Raw genomic sequence first — 17982 nt, forward strand, 5'->3', positions numbered from 1 at the left:
AGACAAAATTTTTCGTAGATCAGAGCGCATTGAAGGGCGACACATCAAGCCTTGCAACGCCGACAAACATCCCGACTAACCCGCTATTCATTCACCAACCAGCCGGTTCACGCGCGATCGAGTTCGAACACCTTGTGCAACGCGCGCACGGCGAGCTCGGTGTACTTTTCGTCGATCAGCACCGAGATCTTGATTTCGGAAGTAGAGATCATCTGGATATTGATGCCCTCTTCTGCCAGCGTACGGAACATCGTGCTGGCAATGCCCACGTGCGAACGCATACCCACGCCCACCACCGAAACCTTCGAGACCTTGGGATCACCGCGGACCTGCTCGGCCTTCACGTGTTCCTTGACCTGATTCGTCAGGATCTCCATGGCGCGCGCATAGTCGCCGCGGCCCACCGTGAACGTGAAGTCGGTCTTGCCGTCCACGCTCGTGTTCTGGATGATCATGTCGATGTCGATGTTCGCATCCGCCACCGGCCCCAGGATCTGATACGCGATACCCGGCTTGTCGGGCACACCCATCACGGCAATTCGCGCTTCGTCGCGCTGGAACGCGATGCCCGAGATAACAGCTTTTTCCATGGTCTCGTCTTCTTCAAAAGTAATCAGGGTGCCCGAGCTCATTTCGGTTTCGAGAGGAATCATCGGGTCCGTCAGGCTCGACAGCACGCGCGTCTTTACCTGATATTTACCCGCAAATTCCACCGAACGGATCTGCAGCACCTTCGATCCGAGGCTCGCCATTTCCAGCATTTCTTCAAACGTCACACGATCCAGCCGGCGCGCTTCTTCCACCACGCGCGGGTCGGTTGTGTAGACACCGTCGACGTCGGTATAGATCAGGCATTCGTCGGCTTTCATTGCTGCCGCGATGGCCACCGCCGACGTATCCGAACCGCCGCGTCCCAGCGTTGCGATATGGCCTTCCGGATCGACGCCCTGAAAACCCGTAATAACGACGACTTTACCCGCGTCGAGATCCGCGAGCACCCGCGTGCCGTCGATGTCGCTGATGCGCGCTTTCGTGAACGCGCTATCTGTCTTGATCGGGACTTGCCAGCCCGCATAGCTGACCGCTTCGAGCCCTTCGGCTTGCAATGCGATAGCCAGAAGGCCGACGCTGACCTGCTCGCCCGTGGAAGCGATCATGTCGAGTTCGCGCGGGTCGGGGTCAGGGGTGATTTCGCGCGCGAGCCCGAGCAGGCGATTCGTTTCGCCGGACATGGCCGAAGGGACGACGACCATCTTGTGGCCTGCCTTGTGCCATTTGGCGACGCGCCTGGCGACGTTCTTGATGCGCTCGACCGAGCCCATCGAAGTGCCGCCGTATTTATGTACGATGAGTGCCATTGTCGTTTTAAGCTGGAGGAAAAGCCGCGCTGCGCGCCGTGTTATGCGCCGCGTACCGCACGTGGTTCACGTATTGCAACAGACGCCGGCCTCGGGAACTGGTCCGGGCGGAATCTGAAAAGGTGCGATCGACGACTTAAGCGTGACGACGAAACGCGGTTGCCGCGCGCGCGAGGTTCGCTCACGCGCAAAATGCGATTCCAGCGGCCAAAAACGCGTCTTCTGGACGGAAAAGCTGCTTGAAAGGCGTTGCGGGAAACCGGTAAACGTACCCGATCAAGGCCTAAAACACAAGCTGGAACGGGCAAAGCGACGTAGATCGGGGCTGTTTTGACGCGCAGAAAAATAGAATTTTTACCGATCTGATTTCTGCCGTTCAACCCGTGCAACAGATCAGGCAATCACCAGATCCGGTTGCCACGCAATACGCCGCCGGCGCCCGCCTTCGGTTCCCGGTTGCCCACAGGCCCGGTTGATTCCGATCAGCGGCACGAACAACAGCGTATCGCCGGAAAAGAGAAGTGGCACATCGCGTTTCCATCCCGGCACGCCCTGCTCCTGAAACAGGTTTTTGAGCGTACGGTTTGGCCCATCCGCCGTTACGCGCACGCGCTCGCCGCCCGCGCGCGAACGCGCCGTGAGCGGCTCGAAACGCAGCATGGCCTCGGAAACGGAGCCGGCCACGTCGGCATCGTCTTCGGCCACCGGCGCGAACACAAAACTCCCACGCCATTGCGGCACGCGCCAGACGCTTTCGCCGTCCCAATCGAGCTTGCTTGCCGCGCGGGGCGACGCGGCGCCGTTGTCGAGATCCGCAGGATCGGCACTGTCGCCCATTTCCCAGAACATGGCGTCGCGATACACCCGCAGGCAATGTCCCGCATGGTCGATACGCAACGCATGGCCGTTGCGCGAGGCTGCGGCATCGCGTACCTGGCGCAGAATCTCGCCGATCCGCGCCGCCGACGCCGCCTGCAACCCAAGCGCACGCATCCAGTAGCGCAGCAGGTTGATCGCACGTTCATCGTCGAGGGCGAGCAAGGCCGACAAGCTCAACGCGTTCTCGTCGTCAGCGCATGCAGCCGATTGCAAGTCGATGCGCGCAAGATCATCCAGCAGCCGTTGCGCGGATGCCGCATGCGATGCCGTGCGGGCAAGCGCGTCGCGAAACCCGGGGAAATGCACGGCGAGCGCCGGTAGGACATCGTGACGCAACGCGTTGCGGGCGTAGCGTGTATCGGCGTTGGATTCGTCGTCGATCCAGCGCAGGTCGCGCTGATGCGCATAGTGTTCGAGCTGCGCCCGCAACAGATTCAGCAAGGGCCGCACGCGCGGCACGGACAACCCGTCGGCGCGTTGCGGCGCCATCGCCGCGAGGCCGGCCACACCCGCGCCACGCAGCAATTGCAGCAACACCGTTTCCGCCTGATCGTCGGCGTGATGCGCAAGCCACAGCGTCGTGGCGCCATGTTCCTCGCACAAAGCGTCGAGCGCCCGATAACGCGCATCGCGCGCCGCTGCTTCGAGACTTTCGCCGCCTTCGCGCACTACATCGACCTGACGCGATGCAAACCGCACGCCCAACGCGCGGGCGAACGCGTGGCAATGCGCGGCCCAGGCATCGGCGTTAGGACTCAGCCCGTGATGAATATGCAATGCGACCACGCGCGCTTGCCCTGCGCAGCGGACAGCGGCATCGAGGAGCGTGGTGGAATCGAGACCGCCGCTGAACGCGACGGCGATGGGACTGTTGGCGGACGCCGACACATCGGCTAGCGCCGCGCGCACCGCATCCGTTACGAGGCGGCTGGCGGGAGTTTCAGTGTCGGCGGTCACGGGGATCGCTTTCCTGGAGAAGGTGAGCGAAGCGTTGCAAGCTCACGCGCCCGGCAGGTTTTCCTTGAACTTGCCGTACGCCATCAGCTTGTCGAAACGGCGGGCACGGACATCGAGTGCGTTCATGCCGTGGAACTGACGCAGCGTGTCAGACAACGCGCGGCGCAGCAAAGCGGCCATGCCCTTCGGATCACGATGCGCGCCGCCAAGCGGTTCGTTCACGATCTTGTCGATCAGCCCGAGCGCCTTCAACCGGTGCGCGGTCAAACCAAGCGCCTCGGCCGCTTCAGGCGCCTTCGCCGCGCTCTTCCACAAAATGGAGGCGCAGCCTTCCGGTGAAATGACCGAGTACGTGGAAAATTGCAGCATCAGCACACTGTCCGCAACCGCGATGGCGAGCGCGCCGCCGGAGCCGCCTTCGCCAATGATGGTCGCGATGATCGGCGTCTTCAGCTCTGCCATCACGTAGAGGTTACGGCCGATCGCTTCCGACTGGCCGCGCTCTTCGGCGCCAATGCCGGGATACGCACCGGGTGTGTCGATGAACGTGAAAATCGGCAGACCAAACTTTTCCGCGAGGCGCATCAGGCGCTCGGCCTTGCGATACCCTTCCGGACGCGGCATGCCGAAATTACGCGCCGCGCGTTCTTTCGTGTCGCGCCCCTTTTGCTGGCCGATCACCATGCAGGCCTGGCCATTGAAACGCGCAAGGCCGCCAACAATGGCCAGGTCGTCGGCATATGAGCGGTCGCCGTGCAGTTCGTGGAAATCGGTGAAAAGCTCGTTCACATAGTCGAGCGTGTACGGACGCTGCGGATGACGCGCGATCTGCGAAACCTGCCACGGGGTCAGGTTGGCGTACAAGTCTTTCGTGAGCTGCTGGCTCTTCTTCGAAAGCCGCTCGATTTCTTCCGAAATATCGACAGCGGAATCGTCCTGAACAAAGCGCAATTCTTCAATCTTCGCTTCGAGTTCAGCGATCGGCTGTTCGAAATCCAGAAAAGTGGTCTTCATATGTTCGAATCCTAGAGCATCGGGCAGCGCGTATTCTAACCGCGCCGGCCTCACTAAATTTTGGGTCGAAACTATCGATTATAAAGTTTTGATAGCCACCCAGCTCCGATCATGCACTTTTAGTGATCGGCGGGCACAGGATAAAGGCTACGCCACATGTACCAGGTAGCGACTGTTCGCCACGGCTCCCAGTTGGCTGCGACTTCGCGCGCTTCGCTGCGGGTGACGGGTTCGCCGCTGAAATAGTTGACGCTGATGGCCTGGATCAGGCCGAGGTCATCAAGCGGCAGGACGTCCGGGCGCGACAGGTTGAAGATCAGGAACATTTCCGCCGTCCAGCGGCCGATGCCGCGAATCTGCGTCAATTCCGCGATCACGGCTTCGTCTTCCATCGACGTCCAGCTGTCCACGTGCAATGCGCCCGATACGAAATGCTGCGCGACGTCGAGAATGTACTCGGACTTTCTCTTCGATAACCCGCACGACTGCAGCTTCGCCGGCCCGACTTTGATGAACTGCTGCGGCGCGAGCGTGGGACACGCGCCTTCCACGCGCTTCCAGATGGCTTGTGCGGACGCCACCGAAATCTGCTGCCCTACGACGGAACGCGCGAGCGTGGTGAACGGATCATCACGGTTCACGAGATGCACGGGTCCGAACTTCGGAATCAGCTTCTTCAGGATCCGGTCGCGCTTGACGAGATCCGCGCACGCCTTGTCCCAATACTCGGGACGCGCGGCTTCGGGCGACAGTCCGGGTGTTTGTACGGCGACCGTATTCACGGCGACCGTCTTTTCCGAAGTGACCACCCGCGATTTCCGAACGATCTCGCCATTGGCCTGCGGGTCGCGTACGAGCGCTTGCGCGGTCCCGCCGTCGACATCGGCTTCAGTGGTTTTCACGTCGAGCAATTTAGCGGCGTCGCCGTTCGCTTTCTTCAGCGACGCCTTGGGAACGCCCGCACGCACCGTCTTGCGCGCGCGGGCCACGCCGTTCGCTGCCGGCGCGTCGTCATGCGCGGCCCCATTGACCACCCGCTTCTTCGATGCCGCTTTTCCCGGCGCACCGTCGGCCGCGCCATTGAGCCGCTTGGCCAAGGGCTTGGACGCCGTCGATGTCTTCACACTTGCACGCCGCGTAGCCGTCGTTTCGGTCGCTGCGTTACTTCCGGACGCTGCTCGTTTAGCCGGCGTCTTTCTGGCCGTTGCCATCATGCCTCCTACCTGGTAAGTCGATCAGAGAATGCGAAGGACGTTTAGCTGCGACGCCATTCGGTCGACCCACCCGGTTTGTCTTCAAGTGCAATTCCGGCTTCGAGCAACTCAGCGCGAATCCGGTCTGCTTCGGCATAGTTCTTCGCTTGTTTCGCAGCAACGCGAGCAGCGATCTTCGTTTCGATATCAAGAGGCGTGAGGCCGGCAGCGCCCTCCTCGCCACTATTCCTGTTACTGCCCGGCGCGTCCTGAAGGAACGCACGCGGATCGCGCTGCAACAAGCCGAGCACGCCGCCAAGCGACTTCAACTGACGCGCGAGCACCGCGTCCTGCGAGCGGTTCACTTCGCTCGCCAATTCGAACAGAACCGCAATCGCGACGGGCGTATTGAAGTCGTCGTTCATGGCTGCCTGAAAACGCTGCGCATGCGCTTCGTTCCAGTCGAGCGGATTCGTGTCCGGGCTCACATCTTTCAACGCGGTGTAAAGGCGCGTGAGCGCCCCACGTGCATCGTCTATATGAACGTCGCTGTAATTGAGCGGCGAACGATAGTGTGCCCGCGCAATAAAAAAGCGCACGACTTCCGCGTCGAATTTTTCGAGGACTTCGCGAATGGTGAAGAAGTTGCCAAGCGACTTCGACATCTTTTCGCTGTCGATCTGCACGAAGCCGTTGTGCATCCAGTAGTTGACGAACTGAACGCCGGTTGCCGCCTCGCTCTGCGCAATCTCATTCTCATGGTGCGGAAACTGCAAGTCCTGACCACCGCCATGAATGTCGAAACGGTCGCCGAGCAACGTGCAACCCATGGCGGAACATTCGATATGCCAGCCCGGCCGCCCGCGGCCCCACGCAGAGTCCCAACCCGTGTCAGGCGGTTCGCCCTCTTTCGCACGTTTCCACAATACGAAGTCGAGCGGGTCCAGCTTCGCGTCATTCGACGCCACGCGTTCGCCCGCGCGCAAATCTTCAATCGACTTGCCCGACAGCTTGCCGTAGCCCTCGAACTTGCGCACGGCGTAGTTCACGTCGCCATCGCTTGCCTGATACGCGTAACCGTTGTTCACGAGTGTCTGGATCATGTCGAGCATCTGCGGCACGAAATCTGTTGCGCGCGGTTCGCGGTCGGGACGCTCGACACCGAGGGCATCGAGATCGTCATACATGGCCTGAATGAATCGCGTGGTCAGCGACTTGATCGATTCGCCATTTTCCACGGCGCGACGAATGATCTTGTCGTCGATATCCGTGATGTTGCGCACATATGTCACGTCATAGCCGATCGTACGAAGCCACCGCTGCACGATGTCGAACACGATCATCATGCGTGCGTGCCCGACGTGACAGTAGTCGTACACCGTGATTCCGCAGACATACATGCGCACTTCTCCGGCACGGAGAGGCACAAAAGGTTGCTTGTCACGCGCGAGCGTGTTGTAGATGCGCAATGAGTTCATAAACGATGGTGCGTGGGCCGGGACATCCGAGTGTTTCGATTGCTGGCCGAATGTGGCGAGCGTGCTGCGTGATTCTCACGTGGGTCACGTGGGTCAAACGCCGATGCTTTTACAAACCGTGCAACCTGCACATTGGCACAGAGATGATCATGCTACAGGTTGCGATCGGCCGGCGACAAGAACTGGAACAACAGCATGACCCGCAGCAACAGAATGACGAATGCATAACGGCGAGAGACATGTTCAGCTATAAACCGGAGCGATGGGGACCCGATGAGGACCCCTCGGAACAGGAGCGCAGCGCCGCGAAAACATGCGGGTCATGCGAATCAAAACGGAGGCGGCCGCGAGTGGCGTAAAGACTGTCCGGACGTTCAGCAGAACGTTGCGGACGTTTTGTTAGAATGGGCCGGAGTATAACATTCAGAAACGAGCCTATGAAACCTACAAGCCGCCGCGTATCAAGCGTTGCCAAGCTCGCGGCGACCGCACTTGCAACTGCCGCATTCGGACTTGGCGCATCTCTGTGGCCGGCCGTGCCGGCGTTTGCGCAAGTCTCCACCGCCACCGCTGACGACACGCCCGCCATCGACTCCGCGATCTCGCAGAAGCAATGGCAAAGCGCGCTGATCCAGCTAGACGCGCGTCTTGCGACCAATCCGCGCGACGTCCAGGCGAAATTCAAGCGCGCTACCGTGCTCGCCCGCCTGAACCGCGACGACGAAGCCATCACCGCGTTCACCGAACTTACGCAAGCGTATCCGGAGCTGCCGGAGCCGTATAACAACCTGGCTGCGCTCTATGCGAAGAAAGGCCGCTACGATGAAGCCCGCGTCGCGCTCGAAACCGCGACGAAGGCGAATCCGAGCTATGCGCTCGCGTACGAGAATCTGGGTGACTTGTATCTGCGGCTTGCGAGCGAATCGTATAAACGCGCTCAGACGCTCGGATCGAGAAGCCCGTTGACGGCGCAGCGCGTGGGCGATATCCAGAAGATCGTTTCGCCGCCGCCGCGCCGTCGTCCGGAAGCAGCGGCAGCCGCCGCGGCTGCCGCTTCGGGCGCTTCGCGCGTTCCGGCAGCGTCTTCTGCAACGGCAGCTTCCGCGCCTGTGGCCTCGTCGTCAACGTCGTCAACCTCGAACGGCAGTGACTGGAACGCGCCGAATACGGGCACGACCGGCTCGTCTTCGTCGTCCACGGACATGTCCGCACCGCTTTATTCGCCATTCGGCGGACCGAGCGTGCCACTCTCGAACACGCCGTATTTCGCACCTTCCAAACCGTGATCCGGCCTGAACGGACCGTCAAACCGCAAAGGTCTGATGTCCGTTCAGACCACCACGAGATGCAGCTCCAACCAGAGGATCGATTGCTCATGAAAAGTTTGTTGTTGGCGCTCGGCAGCGCTGCACTCATCGCCCAGGCGCCTGCGTTTGCTCAGTCGTCACAAACGGCCGCTCATCCGAACGTGCTGCTCAAGACGTCGCAAGGCGATATCAAAGTCGAGCTGTATCCCGAGAAGGCGCCCAAAAGCGTCGCCAACTTTCTTGATTACGTGAAGTCCGGGCAGTACAACGGCACGATCTTTCATCGTGTGATTCCAGGCTTCATGATTCAGGGCGGCGGCTACACCACGAGCTTTGCTGAGAAGCCCACGCGCGCGCCCATTCCGCTTGAAAGCAAGAACGGCTTGAAGAACAGCACCGGCACCCTCGCGATGGCACGCACGAGCGATCCGAACTCGGCCACGTCGCAGTTCTTCATCAATACCGTCGATAACACCGGCCTCGATTACCCCAACGGCGACGGCAATGGTTATGCCGTATTCGGCAAGGTCGTCTCGGGCATGGACGTCGTGAAGAAGATCGAAGCCACGCCCACCACCACGCGTGGGCCGATGGGCGATGTGCCGCAATCGAACATCGTGATCGAATCCGCGAGCGTGGTCGGGAAGTAAGAGATCAAAGCAGCAGGCATACGCCGTGCGCGTCGCGTATTGCTCCATCCACTTTTGAAAAGGAAAGGAATTCATCATGGTCGAACTCCATACGAATCACGGCATCATCAAGATCGAACTGAACGCTGAGAAGGCGCCGAAGTCCGTCGAGAATTTCTTGAACTACGTCAAGAAAGGTCACTACGACAACACCGTGTTCCATCGCGTGATCGACGGTTTCATGATCCAGGGCGGCGGCTTCGAACCGGGCATGAAGCAAAAACCGACGGACGCACCCATCGACAACGAAGCGAACAATGGCCTGAAGAACGAAGTCGGTTCGCTTGCCATGGCACGCACGAACGACCCGCATTCGGCGACCGCGCAGTTCTTCATCAACGTGGGCGACAACGAGTTCCTGAATCACTCGGCGCCGACGTCGCAGGGCTGGGGCTATGCCGTGTTCGGCAAGGTCGTGGACGGCATGGACATCGTTGACAAGATCCGCAAGGTGAAGACCGGCTCGAAGGGCTTTCACCAGGATGTGCCAGCGGATGACGTCGTGATCGAGAAGGCTGTTGTCGTCGGTGAATGACTGACTCGACAGACGGCGTGACCGATTCACTGAAAACAGCGGGCGCGGAAGCTACAGCGCGCCCGCTGTTTTTCATTTCGGATCTTCATTTAAGCGATGCCATTCCGAAGACGGTGGCGGCGTTCGAGCATTTCATTCGAGTGACGGCGAACGAGGCCGACTCGGTGTTCATCCTCGGCGATCTCTTTGAATTCTGGGTTGGCGACGACGTACTCGAAGCCTCCGTGCAAGGCGCGCGCGCAGCGTTCGTACGGCGCATGACCGCCTTGATGCATACCTTGTCCGAGCGTGGGATCGGCTTGTATGTCATGCATGGAAATCGCGACTTCCTGCTCGGCAAGGGCTTCATGCGCGCGGCCGGCGCCATGCCGCTGCCCGATCCTTTCGTGATTACCGCGTTCGGCACGCGCATTGTGGTCGCCCATGGCGACGCGCTTTGCACAGACGACCCCGCGTACCAGCGCTTCCGGCGTTTTGCGCGGAATCAGGTGGCGCAGCAGGTGTTCCTGAGCCTGCCGCTGAAGCTGAGGTTATCGATTGCGGAACGCATGCGTTCAACGAGCGAAGAAGGACGGATGCGTCCCGTGCAGGCCAAATATGACGTGACGCGTAAAGCCGTGGCGCAACTGTTCGCCAGCACCGGCACGCACACCATGATTCACGGGCATACGCATTTGCCCGCGCGGCATCGGGAAAACGATGGCGTTCGATGGGTCATGCCTGATTGGGAACTTGATCATGGCGAGCCACGCGGCGGTTATCTGCGCGTGGACGCCGAAGGGATCCGGGCGCTGCCGCTGGAATGAACGTCTAGCGACGCGCCGCCTCGCCCTTCATAACATTTGAGAGGTGCTTCAAGTCGATGAACGCGGCGTTCTCCACGCCGCTGATGGCATCGATACGCGTACCGAGTTTTTCCAGCGCCGCGACGATCTCATCCACGCGATGCGTCTGCGTTGATGCATGATCGATCAGGCCGTGAATCGCGAGGGAAACGGGGTCATCGGCGTTCGGCGTGATGCCGTAGGCGCAAAAGGCGGATCGCTCGGGCGAGCACTCTTTCTGCGCCGGTCTTGCCATCGCCGGCATGACCACGCGCGCCGGATTGCCCACCGCCGTTCCACCCGCCGGAACGGGTTTCACCACGACCGCGTTCGAACCGATCTTTGCGTCCGCGCCGACCGTGAACGCACCGAGCACTTTGGCGCCCGCACCGACGATCACGCCACGCTCGAGCGTCGGATGCCGCTTCGCGCCACGCGCGAGCGACGTGCCGCCAAGCGTCACGCCCTGATAAATCGTGCAGTCATCGCCAATAACCGCCGTCTCTCCGATCACCACGCCCATCCCGTGATCGATGAACACACGCCGTCCGAGCGTCGCGCCCGGATGGATTTCAATCCCCGTCATGAACCGCGCGAACTGCGAAACGAAGCGTCCGATCCAGCGCCCGCCCGAAACCCACGACGCATGCGCAATCCGGTGCAGCACGACCGCGTGGAAGCCCGGATAACACGTCACGACTTCCCAGGCGCTGCGGGCGGCGGGATCGCGCTCGCGGATGGCGGCGATGTCTTCGCGAAGTCGGTTGAACATGACGGTGGCTCGGTCGGTGATCTGCGGGGTTTATCGCGAATACGCGTGGGCCTCATTGGCTTTATGGCACAGCACGAATTCGGGAATCGATAGCTTGTTTTGTGCAGATTGTAGGACGAGCCGCCCGGAAACGCGCCGATGCCCCCGCTGGCAGAACGGTCTGGATCTTGTTACCGCTTGACCCGCAAAAGAATGTGCTTGGCAATTCCGCGCAGGATATTCACCTCCTCGTGCTCCAGGCCCGAGCGTGAAAACAGACGCCTCAATCGTGACATCAGCTTTTTCGGATTGGCCGGATCGAGGAAATCAAGCGCGACGAGCGCCTGCTCGAGATGCGCGTACATGCCTTCGATCTCGTCGCTCGGTGCACTCGCGATGGTGGATTCGGCTGCCGCAACCGGAGCCGTTTCAGGTCGATCGAGCAATGCGAGCCGCAATTCATAGGCTAAAACCTGAACCGCCTGCGCAAGATTGAGCGAGCTGTACGCGGGATTGGCGGGGATATGCGCAATCGCGCTGCATCGTTCGACGTCCGCATTCGACAAGCCCACGCGCTCGTTGCCGAATACCAGTGCGATCGCGCCGCCGCCCCGGCCCTGCTCGCAGGCTTTTGCCACGGCGGGGCGCGGCGCCATCTGCGGCGGCCCGTACTCCCGCGTACGGGCTGTGAGCGCGATAGACCAATGAACGCCGCTGAGTGCATCGGCGAGTGTTTCGACGACTTGCGCCGATGCCAGCACGTCATCGGCGCCCGAGGCCATGGCGATGGCTTCGGGCTCGCGCGTGACAAACGGGATTTTTGGCGCAACCACGACCAGGCGCGAAAATCCCATGGTCTTGAGCGCGCGCGCTGCTGCGCCGACGTTGCCCGGATGGCTCGGCTCGACGAGCACGAATCGAGTCGATGCAAAGGCGTCGACGGGTTGTTCGGCGGGTTGCGCCGGAGAAATGGTCGTGTTCAAGGGGTGAACGCTTGCAAAAAGATGGGGAAAACCGTCATGGTATCGCCAGACGAGGTTTTTACGGCTTATAAGGCGGCGAAACGCCCATGACCCGCGCACTGCCCGACTCGGGTAAAATGCTCGGTTCGCGCGCGCCTTTCGCTGATTTCAGCCAGTAATGACATGGAAAAAGGCGCGTGCATCGCTCTTCTTCAATTCGTTGCCGTCGACACTTATGTCGATTTTGCCCGCCGGTTGGGCACTTTCCGCTCGGGGTTTCCGGCTTCACGCGCATGGCGTGAAGCGCAACCGCCGGGCAAAGGACTCTATTCATGCATCCGATGCTCAATATTGCTGTCAAGGCTGCTCGCCGCGCCGGACAGATCATCAACCGCGCGTCGCTCGACCTGGACCGGATCCAGGTCAGCAAAAAGCAGCACAACGACTTCGTGACGGAAGTGGACAAGGCGTCGGAAGCCGCGATCATCGAAACACTGACGACCGCTTATCCGAAGCACTCCATTCTTGCCGAGGAATCGGGCGAGACCGACAAGGAATCCGAGTTCCAGTGGATCATCGATCCGCTCGACGGCACGACCAACTTCATCCACGGCTTCCAGTATTACTGCGTGTCCATCGCGCTTGCCCACAAGGGCATCATCACGCAGGCCGTTGTCTACGATCCCACCCGCAACGACCTCTTCACCGCCTCGCGCGGCTCGGGCGCCTACCTGAACGAGCGGCGCATTCGCGTGGGCAAGCTGGATCGTCTCGGTGATGCGCTCGTTGGCACCGGATTCCCGTTTCGCGAAGGCGATGGCCTCGAAGCCTACGGCAAGCTCTTCACGCAGATGACCGAAGCGTGCGCCGGTTTGCGCCGTCCGGGTGCGGCCGCGCTGGATCTTGCGAACGTCGCCGCGGGCCGCCTCGATGCATTTTTCGAACAAGGCATCAAGGCGTGGGACGTGGCGGCGGGCAGCCTGCTGATCACGGAAGCGGGCGGACTGGTCGGCAACTACACGGGCGAGTCGGACTTCCTGCACAAGAGCGAGATTGTCGCGGCGAACCCGAAGGTGTACGCGCAAATGATCAAGATTCTGGATCCTTTCACGACCACGCGCGCGAGCGCATAAGTTGAAACAAAGGCGGCCACGGCCGCCTTTTTTGATGGAGCGCGCGGATTGCACCGAATGTCCGCGGCGAGTCTTACGCCGGTTCGCCGGCGTTTATGCACACGGCGCCCGCCTCCGCTACAGTGTCCGGTCTGGCCGCTCGCGGCACTTCCTTACCTTCTTGCTGCCGCCCTGCCCGACACATGAAAAAAGGCTTTTATACGATCATCGCCGCGCAATTCGTGTCGTCGCTTGCCGACAACGCGCTGCTGATTGCCGCCATCGCGATGCTCTCGGTGATGCACTCCGCGTCCTGGGTGACGCCGCTGCTGCAGATTTTCTTCACGATCTCATACGTGCTGCTTGCGCCGTTTGTTGGTGCATTCGCGGATTCCATGCAAAAGCGCCACGTGATGTTCATCTCCAACGCCCTCAAGGCCGGCGGCTGCGCGCTGATGATCCTGGGCGTGCATCCGATGATCGCGTACGGCGTCGTCGGTCTGGGCGCCGCTGCGTATTCACCCGCCAAATACGGCATTCTCACCGAGCTGCTTCCACCCGAAAAACTGATCCCGGCAAACGCGTGGCTCGAGTCTGCAACTGTCGGCTCGACCATTCTCGGCACGGTGATCGGCGGCGCGCTGGTCAGCCAGTACGTCGAACATTTCGTGAGCGCGGCGCACCTCGTCCTGATCCGCTCGGCCGCCGACGCCGCCATGTTCGCGGTGATGGTCGTGTACGCCGCTGCGGCCGTCATCAACATCGGCATTCCCGATACCGGCGCGCGCTACAAAAACCGGCTGAAGGAACCATCGAAGCTCGTCGGCGATTTCAGGCATGCCTTCAAGGTGCTTTGGGGCGACAAGCTCGCGCAGATTGCGTTGTGGGTAACCACGTTGCTGTGGGGCGCGGCTGTCACGTTGCAACTGCTCGTCCTCAAATGGGCCGATGCCAATCTCGGCCTGTCGCTCTCAAAGGCGGCGGTGCTGCAAGGTGTGACGGGGCTCGGCATTGCGATCGGCGCGAGCGCCGCGGCGGCGTGGGTACCGTTGCGCAGTTCGCTCAAGGTGCTGCCGGTTGGCTTGATCACCGGCGCCGTCGCCATTTGCATGGCGTTCTATAACAAGGACCTGTTTCCCGCGGGTTCCGGCGTACATCTCGGACCGCTGTTCGTGCCGCTTTACATTCTCGGCGCTTATCCGCTGATGATCCTGCTTGGCACGTTGTCGGGATTTTTCATCGTACCGATGAACGCGATCCTGCAACATCGCGGGGCGACGTTGCTGTCAGCAGGCGCATCGATCGCGGTACAGAACTTCAACCAGAATCTCGCGGTTTTATCGATGCTCGGCGCCTATGCGCTCCTGCTTACGACCAAACTGCCGGTGGAATGGATCATCGTGGTCTTCGGTGTGTTTATTTGCCTGATGATGGGCCTGGCAATGCGGCGCCACGCCCGCAACGAGCGAACGGAAGACCTTGGCGCGCTGGTGGAAGAGTGATAAAACGCAGGGTGCGGGAACGGTATTTGCTGCAAACTCTGTTCGATCGAGAGCCGCGTGACAGAAATGCGCGGATCGAAACAAACCAGGGACACGTCAAAGGAGCTGCAAATGGGTCTGTTTACACGTTCTACACTCGATAGCAACATCAATGACGCCGCCAAAGTCGGCCAACGTGCCGTGCGTGGCGCAAGCGATGTGGTCGATTCGGCCAGCACGCAGTTGCGCGGACTGCTCGACGAGCTCGACAGTTCGATCCGCGATGCGAAAGACGTCAATGTGGATCAGCTGCGCAAGGATCTGCAGGCCAAGCTGAAGAGCGCACGCTCGCAATTCGACGGCTCGTCTTCGGCAATTGCGGGTCGCCTGAACGATGCTGCCGGTTACGCCGACGAGTTCGTCCACGACAAGCCGTGGCATACGCTGGGCGCCGTCGCGGGCCTGGCGCTGCTGGTCGGCTTCCTGGCAGGACGTTCGTAAAAGCTTAAGCACGACCAAAGCAAAAACGCCGGCTTGCCGGCGTTTTTGCGTAAACGGTCAGGACGCCGGGCAAGACGCGGACGAACGCGCCCAACTCGAGGCTCTCGTTAGCCATCCGGCCAAAGGTTCGTCATGCGCCCGACGCGGTACACTCGTGCCCTCAGACATTCGCAAAATCCAAGCAATCACGATGGGCACTCAAACCTCCGTTTCCTCCTCCGCACACGACCTGCACAGCGTCCATGCCGCTGCCACGGTCGACCTGTCGCATCACACTCCAATGATGCAGCAGTACCTGCGAATCAAGGCGGAACATCCGGGCACACTCGTGTTTTATCGCATGGGCGACTTCTACGAGCTTTTCTTTGACGATGCAGTCAAAGCCTCTCGACTGCTCGACCTGACCCTGACGCAACGCGGCGCATCGGGTGGCAATCCGATCAAAATGGCCGGCATTCCGCACCATTCGTGCGAGCAATACCTCGCCAAGCTCGTGAAGCTCGGCGAGTCGGTCGCAATCTGCGAACAGATCGGTGACCCGGCGACATCGAAGGGACCGGTCGAGCGCAAGGTCGTGCGAGTGGTCACACCCGGCACGCTCACCGACGCAGCCCTTCTCTCCGACAAAAACGACGTCTTCCTGTTGGCGCTGTGTCCCGCCCACAACCGCCGCGGTGTTGTAACGAGCGTCGGGCTTGCGTGGCTCAACCTTGCGAGCGGCGCGTTGCGGCTCGCGGAAGTTGCGCCCGATCAACTTGGCGCCGCGCTCGAAAGAATCCGTCCGGCGGAAACGCTGATGGCCGACTCGTTTTCAGATACGAACGCGCCGTTCCAGGTGCCGAACATCGGCGCGACCACGCGCGTTCCTTCATGGCATTTCGACATCGATTCCGGCACGCAACGGTTGTGCGAACAACTCGACGTCGCGGGCCTCGACGGTTTCGGCGCCCACTCACTGACCTGCGCATGCGGCGCGGCTGGCGCACTGCTGCTTTACGCCGCCGCAACCCAGGGTCAGCAATTGCGGCACGTGCGCAGCCTGAAGGTGGAGTACGAGTCGGAGTACATTGGACTGGACCCGGCGACTCGACGCAATCTGGAATTGACCGAAACGCTGCGCGGTACGGAATCGCCTACGCTTTGCTCTTTGCTCGACACCTGCTGCACGACCATGGGCAGCCGTTTGCTGCGTCACTGGCTGCATCATCCGCCGCGCGATTCGGCCATAGCCCAAGGACGGCAACGCGCGATCGGCGCATTGCTCGACGCACCGCCTGGCGCAAGCCTCGATGGCCTGCGCTCGGCGCTGCGCCAGATTTCGGATATCGAACGAATCACGGGAAGGCTTGCATTGCTTTCGGCGCGCCCGCGCGATCTTTCGAGCCTGCGCGACACGTTCGCCACCCTGCCTCAGCTTCGTGAACGGCTGGCTCCGGTCAAAGTGCATGCAGCATGGCTGGATCGAATCGATGCCTCGCTCGAACCGCCGCCAGAATGTCTTGAGTTGCTGACCCGCGCAATCGCAAAGGAACCCGCTGTGCTGATTCGCGACGGCGGCGTGATCGCGCGCGGTTACGACGCGGATCTCGACGAACTGCGCGACATCTCTGAGAACTGCGACCAGTTCCTGATCGACCTGGAAACGCGTGAGCGCGCACGCACGGGAATCGCGAACCTGCGCGTCGAATACAACAAGGTGCATGGCTTCTATATTGAAGTCACACGTGGTCAGACGGACAAGGTTCCGGACGACTACCGGCGGCGTCAGACGCTCAAGAATGCCGAGCGCTACATCACGCCGGAGTTGAAGACATTTGAAGACAAGGCGTTGTCCGCGCAGGACCGTGCGCTCGCCCGCGAACGCATGCTCTATGACGCGCTCCTGCAGACGTTGTTGCCTCATATAGGCGATTGCCAGCGTGTTGCCGCAGCGCTCGCCGAACTGGATCTGCTGAGCGCATTCGCCGAACGCGCACTCGCGCTCGACTGGGTCGCGCCGGATTTCGCGAACGACTCGGGCATCGATATCGAGCAAGGGCGGCACCCCGTTGTGGAAGCGCAGGTCGAGCAGTTCATCGCCAATGACTGTTGCCTGAACACCGATCGCAAGCTGCTGCTGATCACCGGCCCGAACATGGGCGGTAAATCAACGTTCATGCGCCAGACGGCGTTGATTGCGCTACTCGCCTATGTAGGCAGTTATGTGCCGGCCAAGCGCGCCAGTTTTGGTCCTATCGACCGGATTTTCACGCGCATTGGCGCAGCCGACGACCTCGCGGGCGGACGCTCGACTTTCATGGTCGAGATGACCGAAGCCGCAGCCATTCTCAACGACGCAACGCCGTCAAGCCTGGTGCTGATGGACGAGATCGGGCGCGGCACATCCACGTTCGACGGCCTCGCGCTCGCCTGGGCAATCGCACGGCATCTGCTCTCGCACAACGGCTGCCATACGCTGTTCGCCACGCATTATTTCGAGTTGACCCAGTTGCCGGCCGAGTTCGCGCACGCCGCAAACGTGCATTTGTCGGCGGTCGAGCATGATCACGGCATCGTGTTCCTGCATTCGGTCAACGAAGGTCCTGCGAACCAGAGTTACGGCTTGCAAGTGGCGCAACTTGCCGGTGTTCCCCCCGCAGTGATCAAGGCGGCCAGAAAACACCTGGCGCATCTGGAGCAGCAGTCCATCGGTCAGGCGTCGCCGCAGTTCGACCTGTTCGCAGCGCCGCCGCCAGATATCGGCGATCCGAACGAGATCGAAGCTCGCGACGAACCGGCCGCGCCCCACCCGGCACTCGACCGCCTCCGCGCAATCGATCCAAACGACGTGCGTCCGCGAGATGCACTCGATTTGCTCTACGAACTACATGAGCTGGCGTCGCACGCTCCGGATGCCTCTCACTAACTGCGGGTTTCAAGCTCATGGGCTCCGCGCGCGACG

15 protein-coding genes are annotated in these 17982 nt (G+C 61.0%); 8 read left to right on the top strand and 7 right to left on the bottom strand.

Translation table 11 applies throughout. The features are described from left to right. Positions 1-107 precede the first annotated feature (107 nt). From HB633_RS06460 to cysS, 5 genes are all read right to left on the bottom strand, one after another. Complete coding sequence (locus HB633_RS06460; RefSeq protein WP_213777308.1) at positions 108-1358, bottom strand: aspartate kinase; 1251 nt, start codon at positions 1356-1358, stop codon at positions 108-110. A 393-nt stretch (positions 1359-1751) separates the two neighbouring features. Further along, complete coding sequence (tilS, locus tag HB633_RS06465; protein WP_213777309.1) at positions 1752-3194, bottom strand: tRNA lysidine(34) synthetase TilS; 1443 nt, start codon at positions 3192-3194, stop codon at positions 1752-1754. Positions 3195-3236: 42 nt separating this feature from the next. Beyond that, positions 3237-4208 carry an acetyl-CoA carboxylase carboxyltransferase subunit alpha gene (locus HB633_RS06470; protein WP_213777310.1) on the bottom strand — a complete coding sequence of 324 codons (972 nt, stop codon included), beginning with the start codon at positions 4206-4208 and terminating at the stop codon, positions 3237-3239. 119 nt (positions 4209-4327) lie between these two features. Further along, entirely contained in the window at positions 4328-5419 is a 1092-nt protein-coding gene (locus tag HB633_RS06475) for a DNA-3-methyladenine glycosylase (protein WP_213777311.1), read from the bottom strand. Between the two features lie 44 nt (positions 5420-5463). After that, complete coding sequence (gene cysS, locus HB633_RS06480) at positions 5464-6879, bottom strand: cysteine--tRNA ligase (RefSeq protein WP_213777312.1); 1416 nt, start codon at positions 6877-6879, stop codon at positions 5464-5466. A gap of 404 nt (positions 6880-7283) precedes the next feature. Here cysS and HB633_RS06485 point away from each other — a divergent pair, with 404 nt between their 5' ends. The 4 genes from HB633_RS06485 to HB633_RS06500 all read left to right on the top strand — a co-directional run bounded on the left by HB633_RS06485 (position 7284) and on the right by HB633_RS06500 (position 10216). Next, on the top strand, positions 7284-8165 hold the full coding sequence (locus HB633_RS06485; protein WP_213777313.1) for a tetratricopeptide repeat protein: 882 nt from the start codon (positions 7284-7286) through the stop codon (positions 8163-8165). A gap of 89 nt (positions 8166-8254) precedes the next feature. Then, positions 8255-8836, top strand: a complete 582-nt coding sequence (locus HB633_RS06490; RefSeq protein WP_213777314.1) for a peptidylprolyl isomerase — start codon at positions 8255-8257, stop codon at positions 8834-8836. Between the two features lie 76 nt (positions 8837-8912). Continuing rightward, entirely contained in the window at positions 8913-9410 is a 498-nt protein-coding gene (locus tag HB633_RS06495; protein ID WP_213777315.1) for a peptidylprolyl isomerase, read from the top strand. Continuing rightward, on the top strand, positions 9407-10216 hold the full coding sequence (locus HB633_RS06500) for a UDP-2,3-diacylglucosamine diphosphatase (protein ID WP_213777316.1): 810 nt from the start codon (positions 9407-9409) through the stop codon (positions 10214-10216). The genes HB633_RS06495 and HB633_RS06500 overlap by 4 nt, the downstream gene beginning before the upstream one ends. A 4-nt stretch (positions 10217-10220) precedes the next feature. Here HB633_RS06500 and cysE read toward each other — a convergent pair whose 3' ends face one another. Together cysE and HB633_RS06510 are read right to left on the bottom strand one after the other, a co-directional pair. Beyond that, the gene (gene cysE, locus HB633_RS06505; protein ID WP_213777317.1) at positions 10221-11006 is read right to left on the bottom strand and encodes a serine O-acetyltransferase; all 786 of its coding nucleotides are present in this window, start codon (positions 11004-11006) and stop codon (positions 10221-10223) included. A 170-nt stretch (positions 11007-11176) separates the two neighbouring features. Continuing rightward, entirely contained in the window at positions 11177-11968 is a 792-nt protein-coding gene (locus HB633_RS06510; protein ID WP_213777318.1) for an RNA methyltransferase, read from the bottom strand. Between the two features lie 311 nt (positions 11969-12279). On the opposite strand from HB633_RS06510, the gene HB633_RS06515 reads away from it, so the two are divergent. The 4 genes from HB633_RS06515 (at position 12280) to mutS (ending at position 17946) form a co-directional block, all read left to right on the top strand. Beyond that, on the top strand, positions 12280-13080 hold the full coding sequence (locus tag HB633_RS06515) for an inositol monophosphatase family protein (protein ID WP_056352599.1): 801 nt from the start codon (positions 12280-12282) through the stop codon (positions 13078-13080). A gap of 182 nt (positions 13081-13262) precedes the next feature. Continuing rightward, on the top strand, positions 13263-14561 hold the full coding sequence (lplT, locus tag HB633_RS06520; RefSeq protein WP_213777319.1) for a lysophospholipid transporter LplT: 1299 nt from the start codon (positions 13263-13265) through the stop codon (positions 14559-14561). A gap of 111 nt (positions 14562-14672) precedes the next feature. Continuing rightward, on the top strand, positions 14673-15041 hold the full coding sequence (locus tag HB633_RS06525; RefSeq protein WP_213777320.1) for a DUF883 family protein: 369 nt from the start codon (positions 14673-14675) through the stop codon (positions 15039-15041). Between the two features lie 280 nt (positions 15042-15321). Then, complete coding sequence (gene mutS, locus HB633_RS06530) at positions 15322-17946, top strand: DNA mismatch repair protein MutS (RefSeq protein WP_255580813.1); 2625 nt, start codon at positions 15322-15324, stop codon at positions 17944-17946. Positions 17947-17982: the final 36 nt, after the last annotated feature.

Source organism: Caballeronia sp. dw_276 (assembly GCF_018449635.1).
Classification (GTDB): domain Bacteria; phylum Pseudomonadota; class Gammaproteobacteria; order Burkholderiales; family Burkholderiaceae; genus Caballeronia.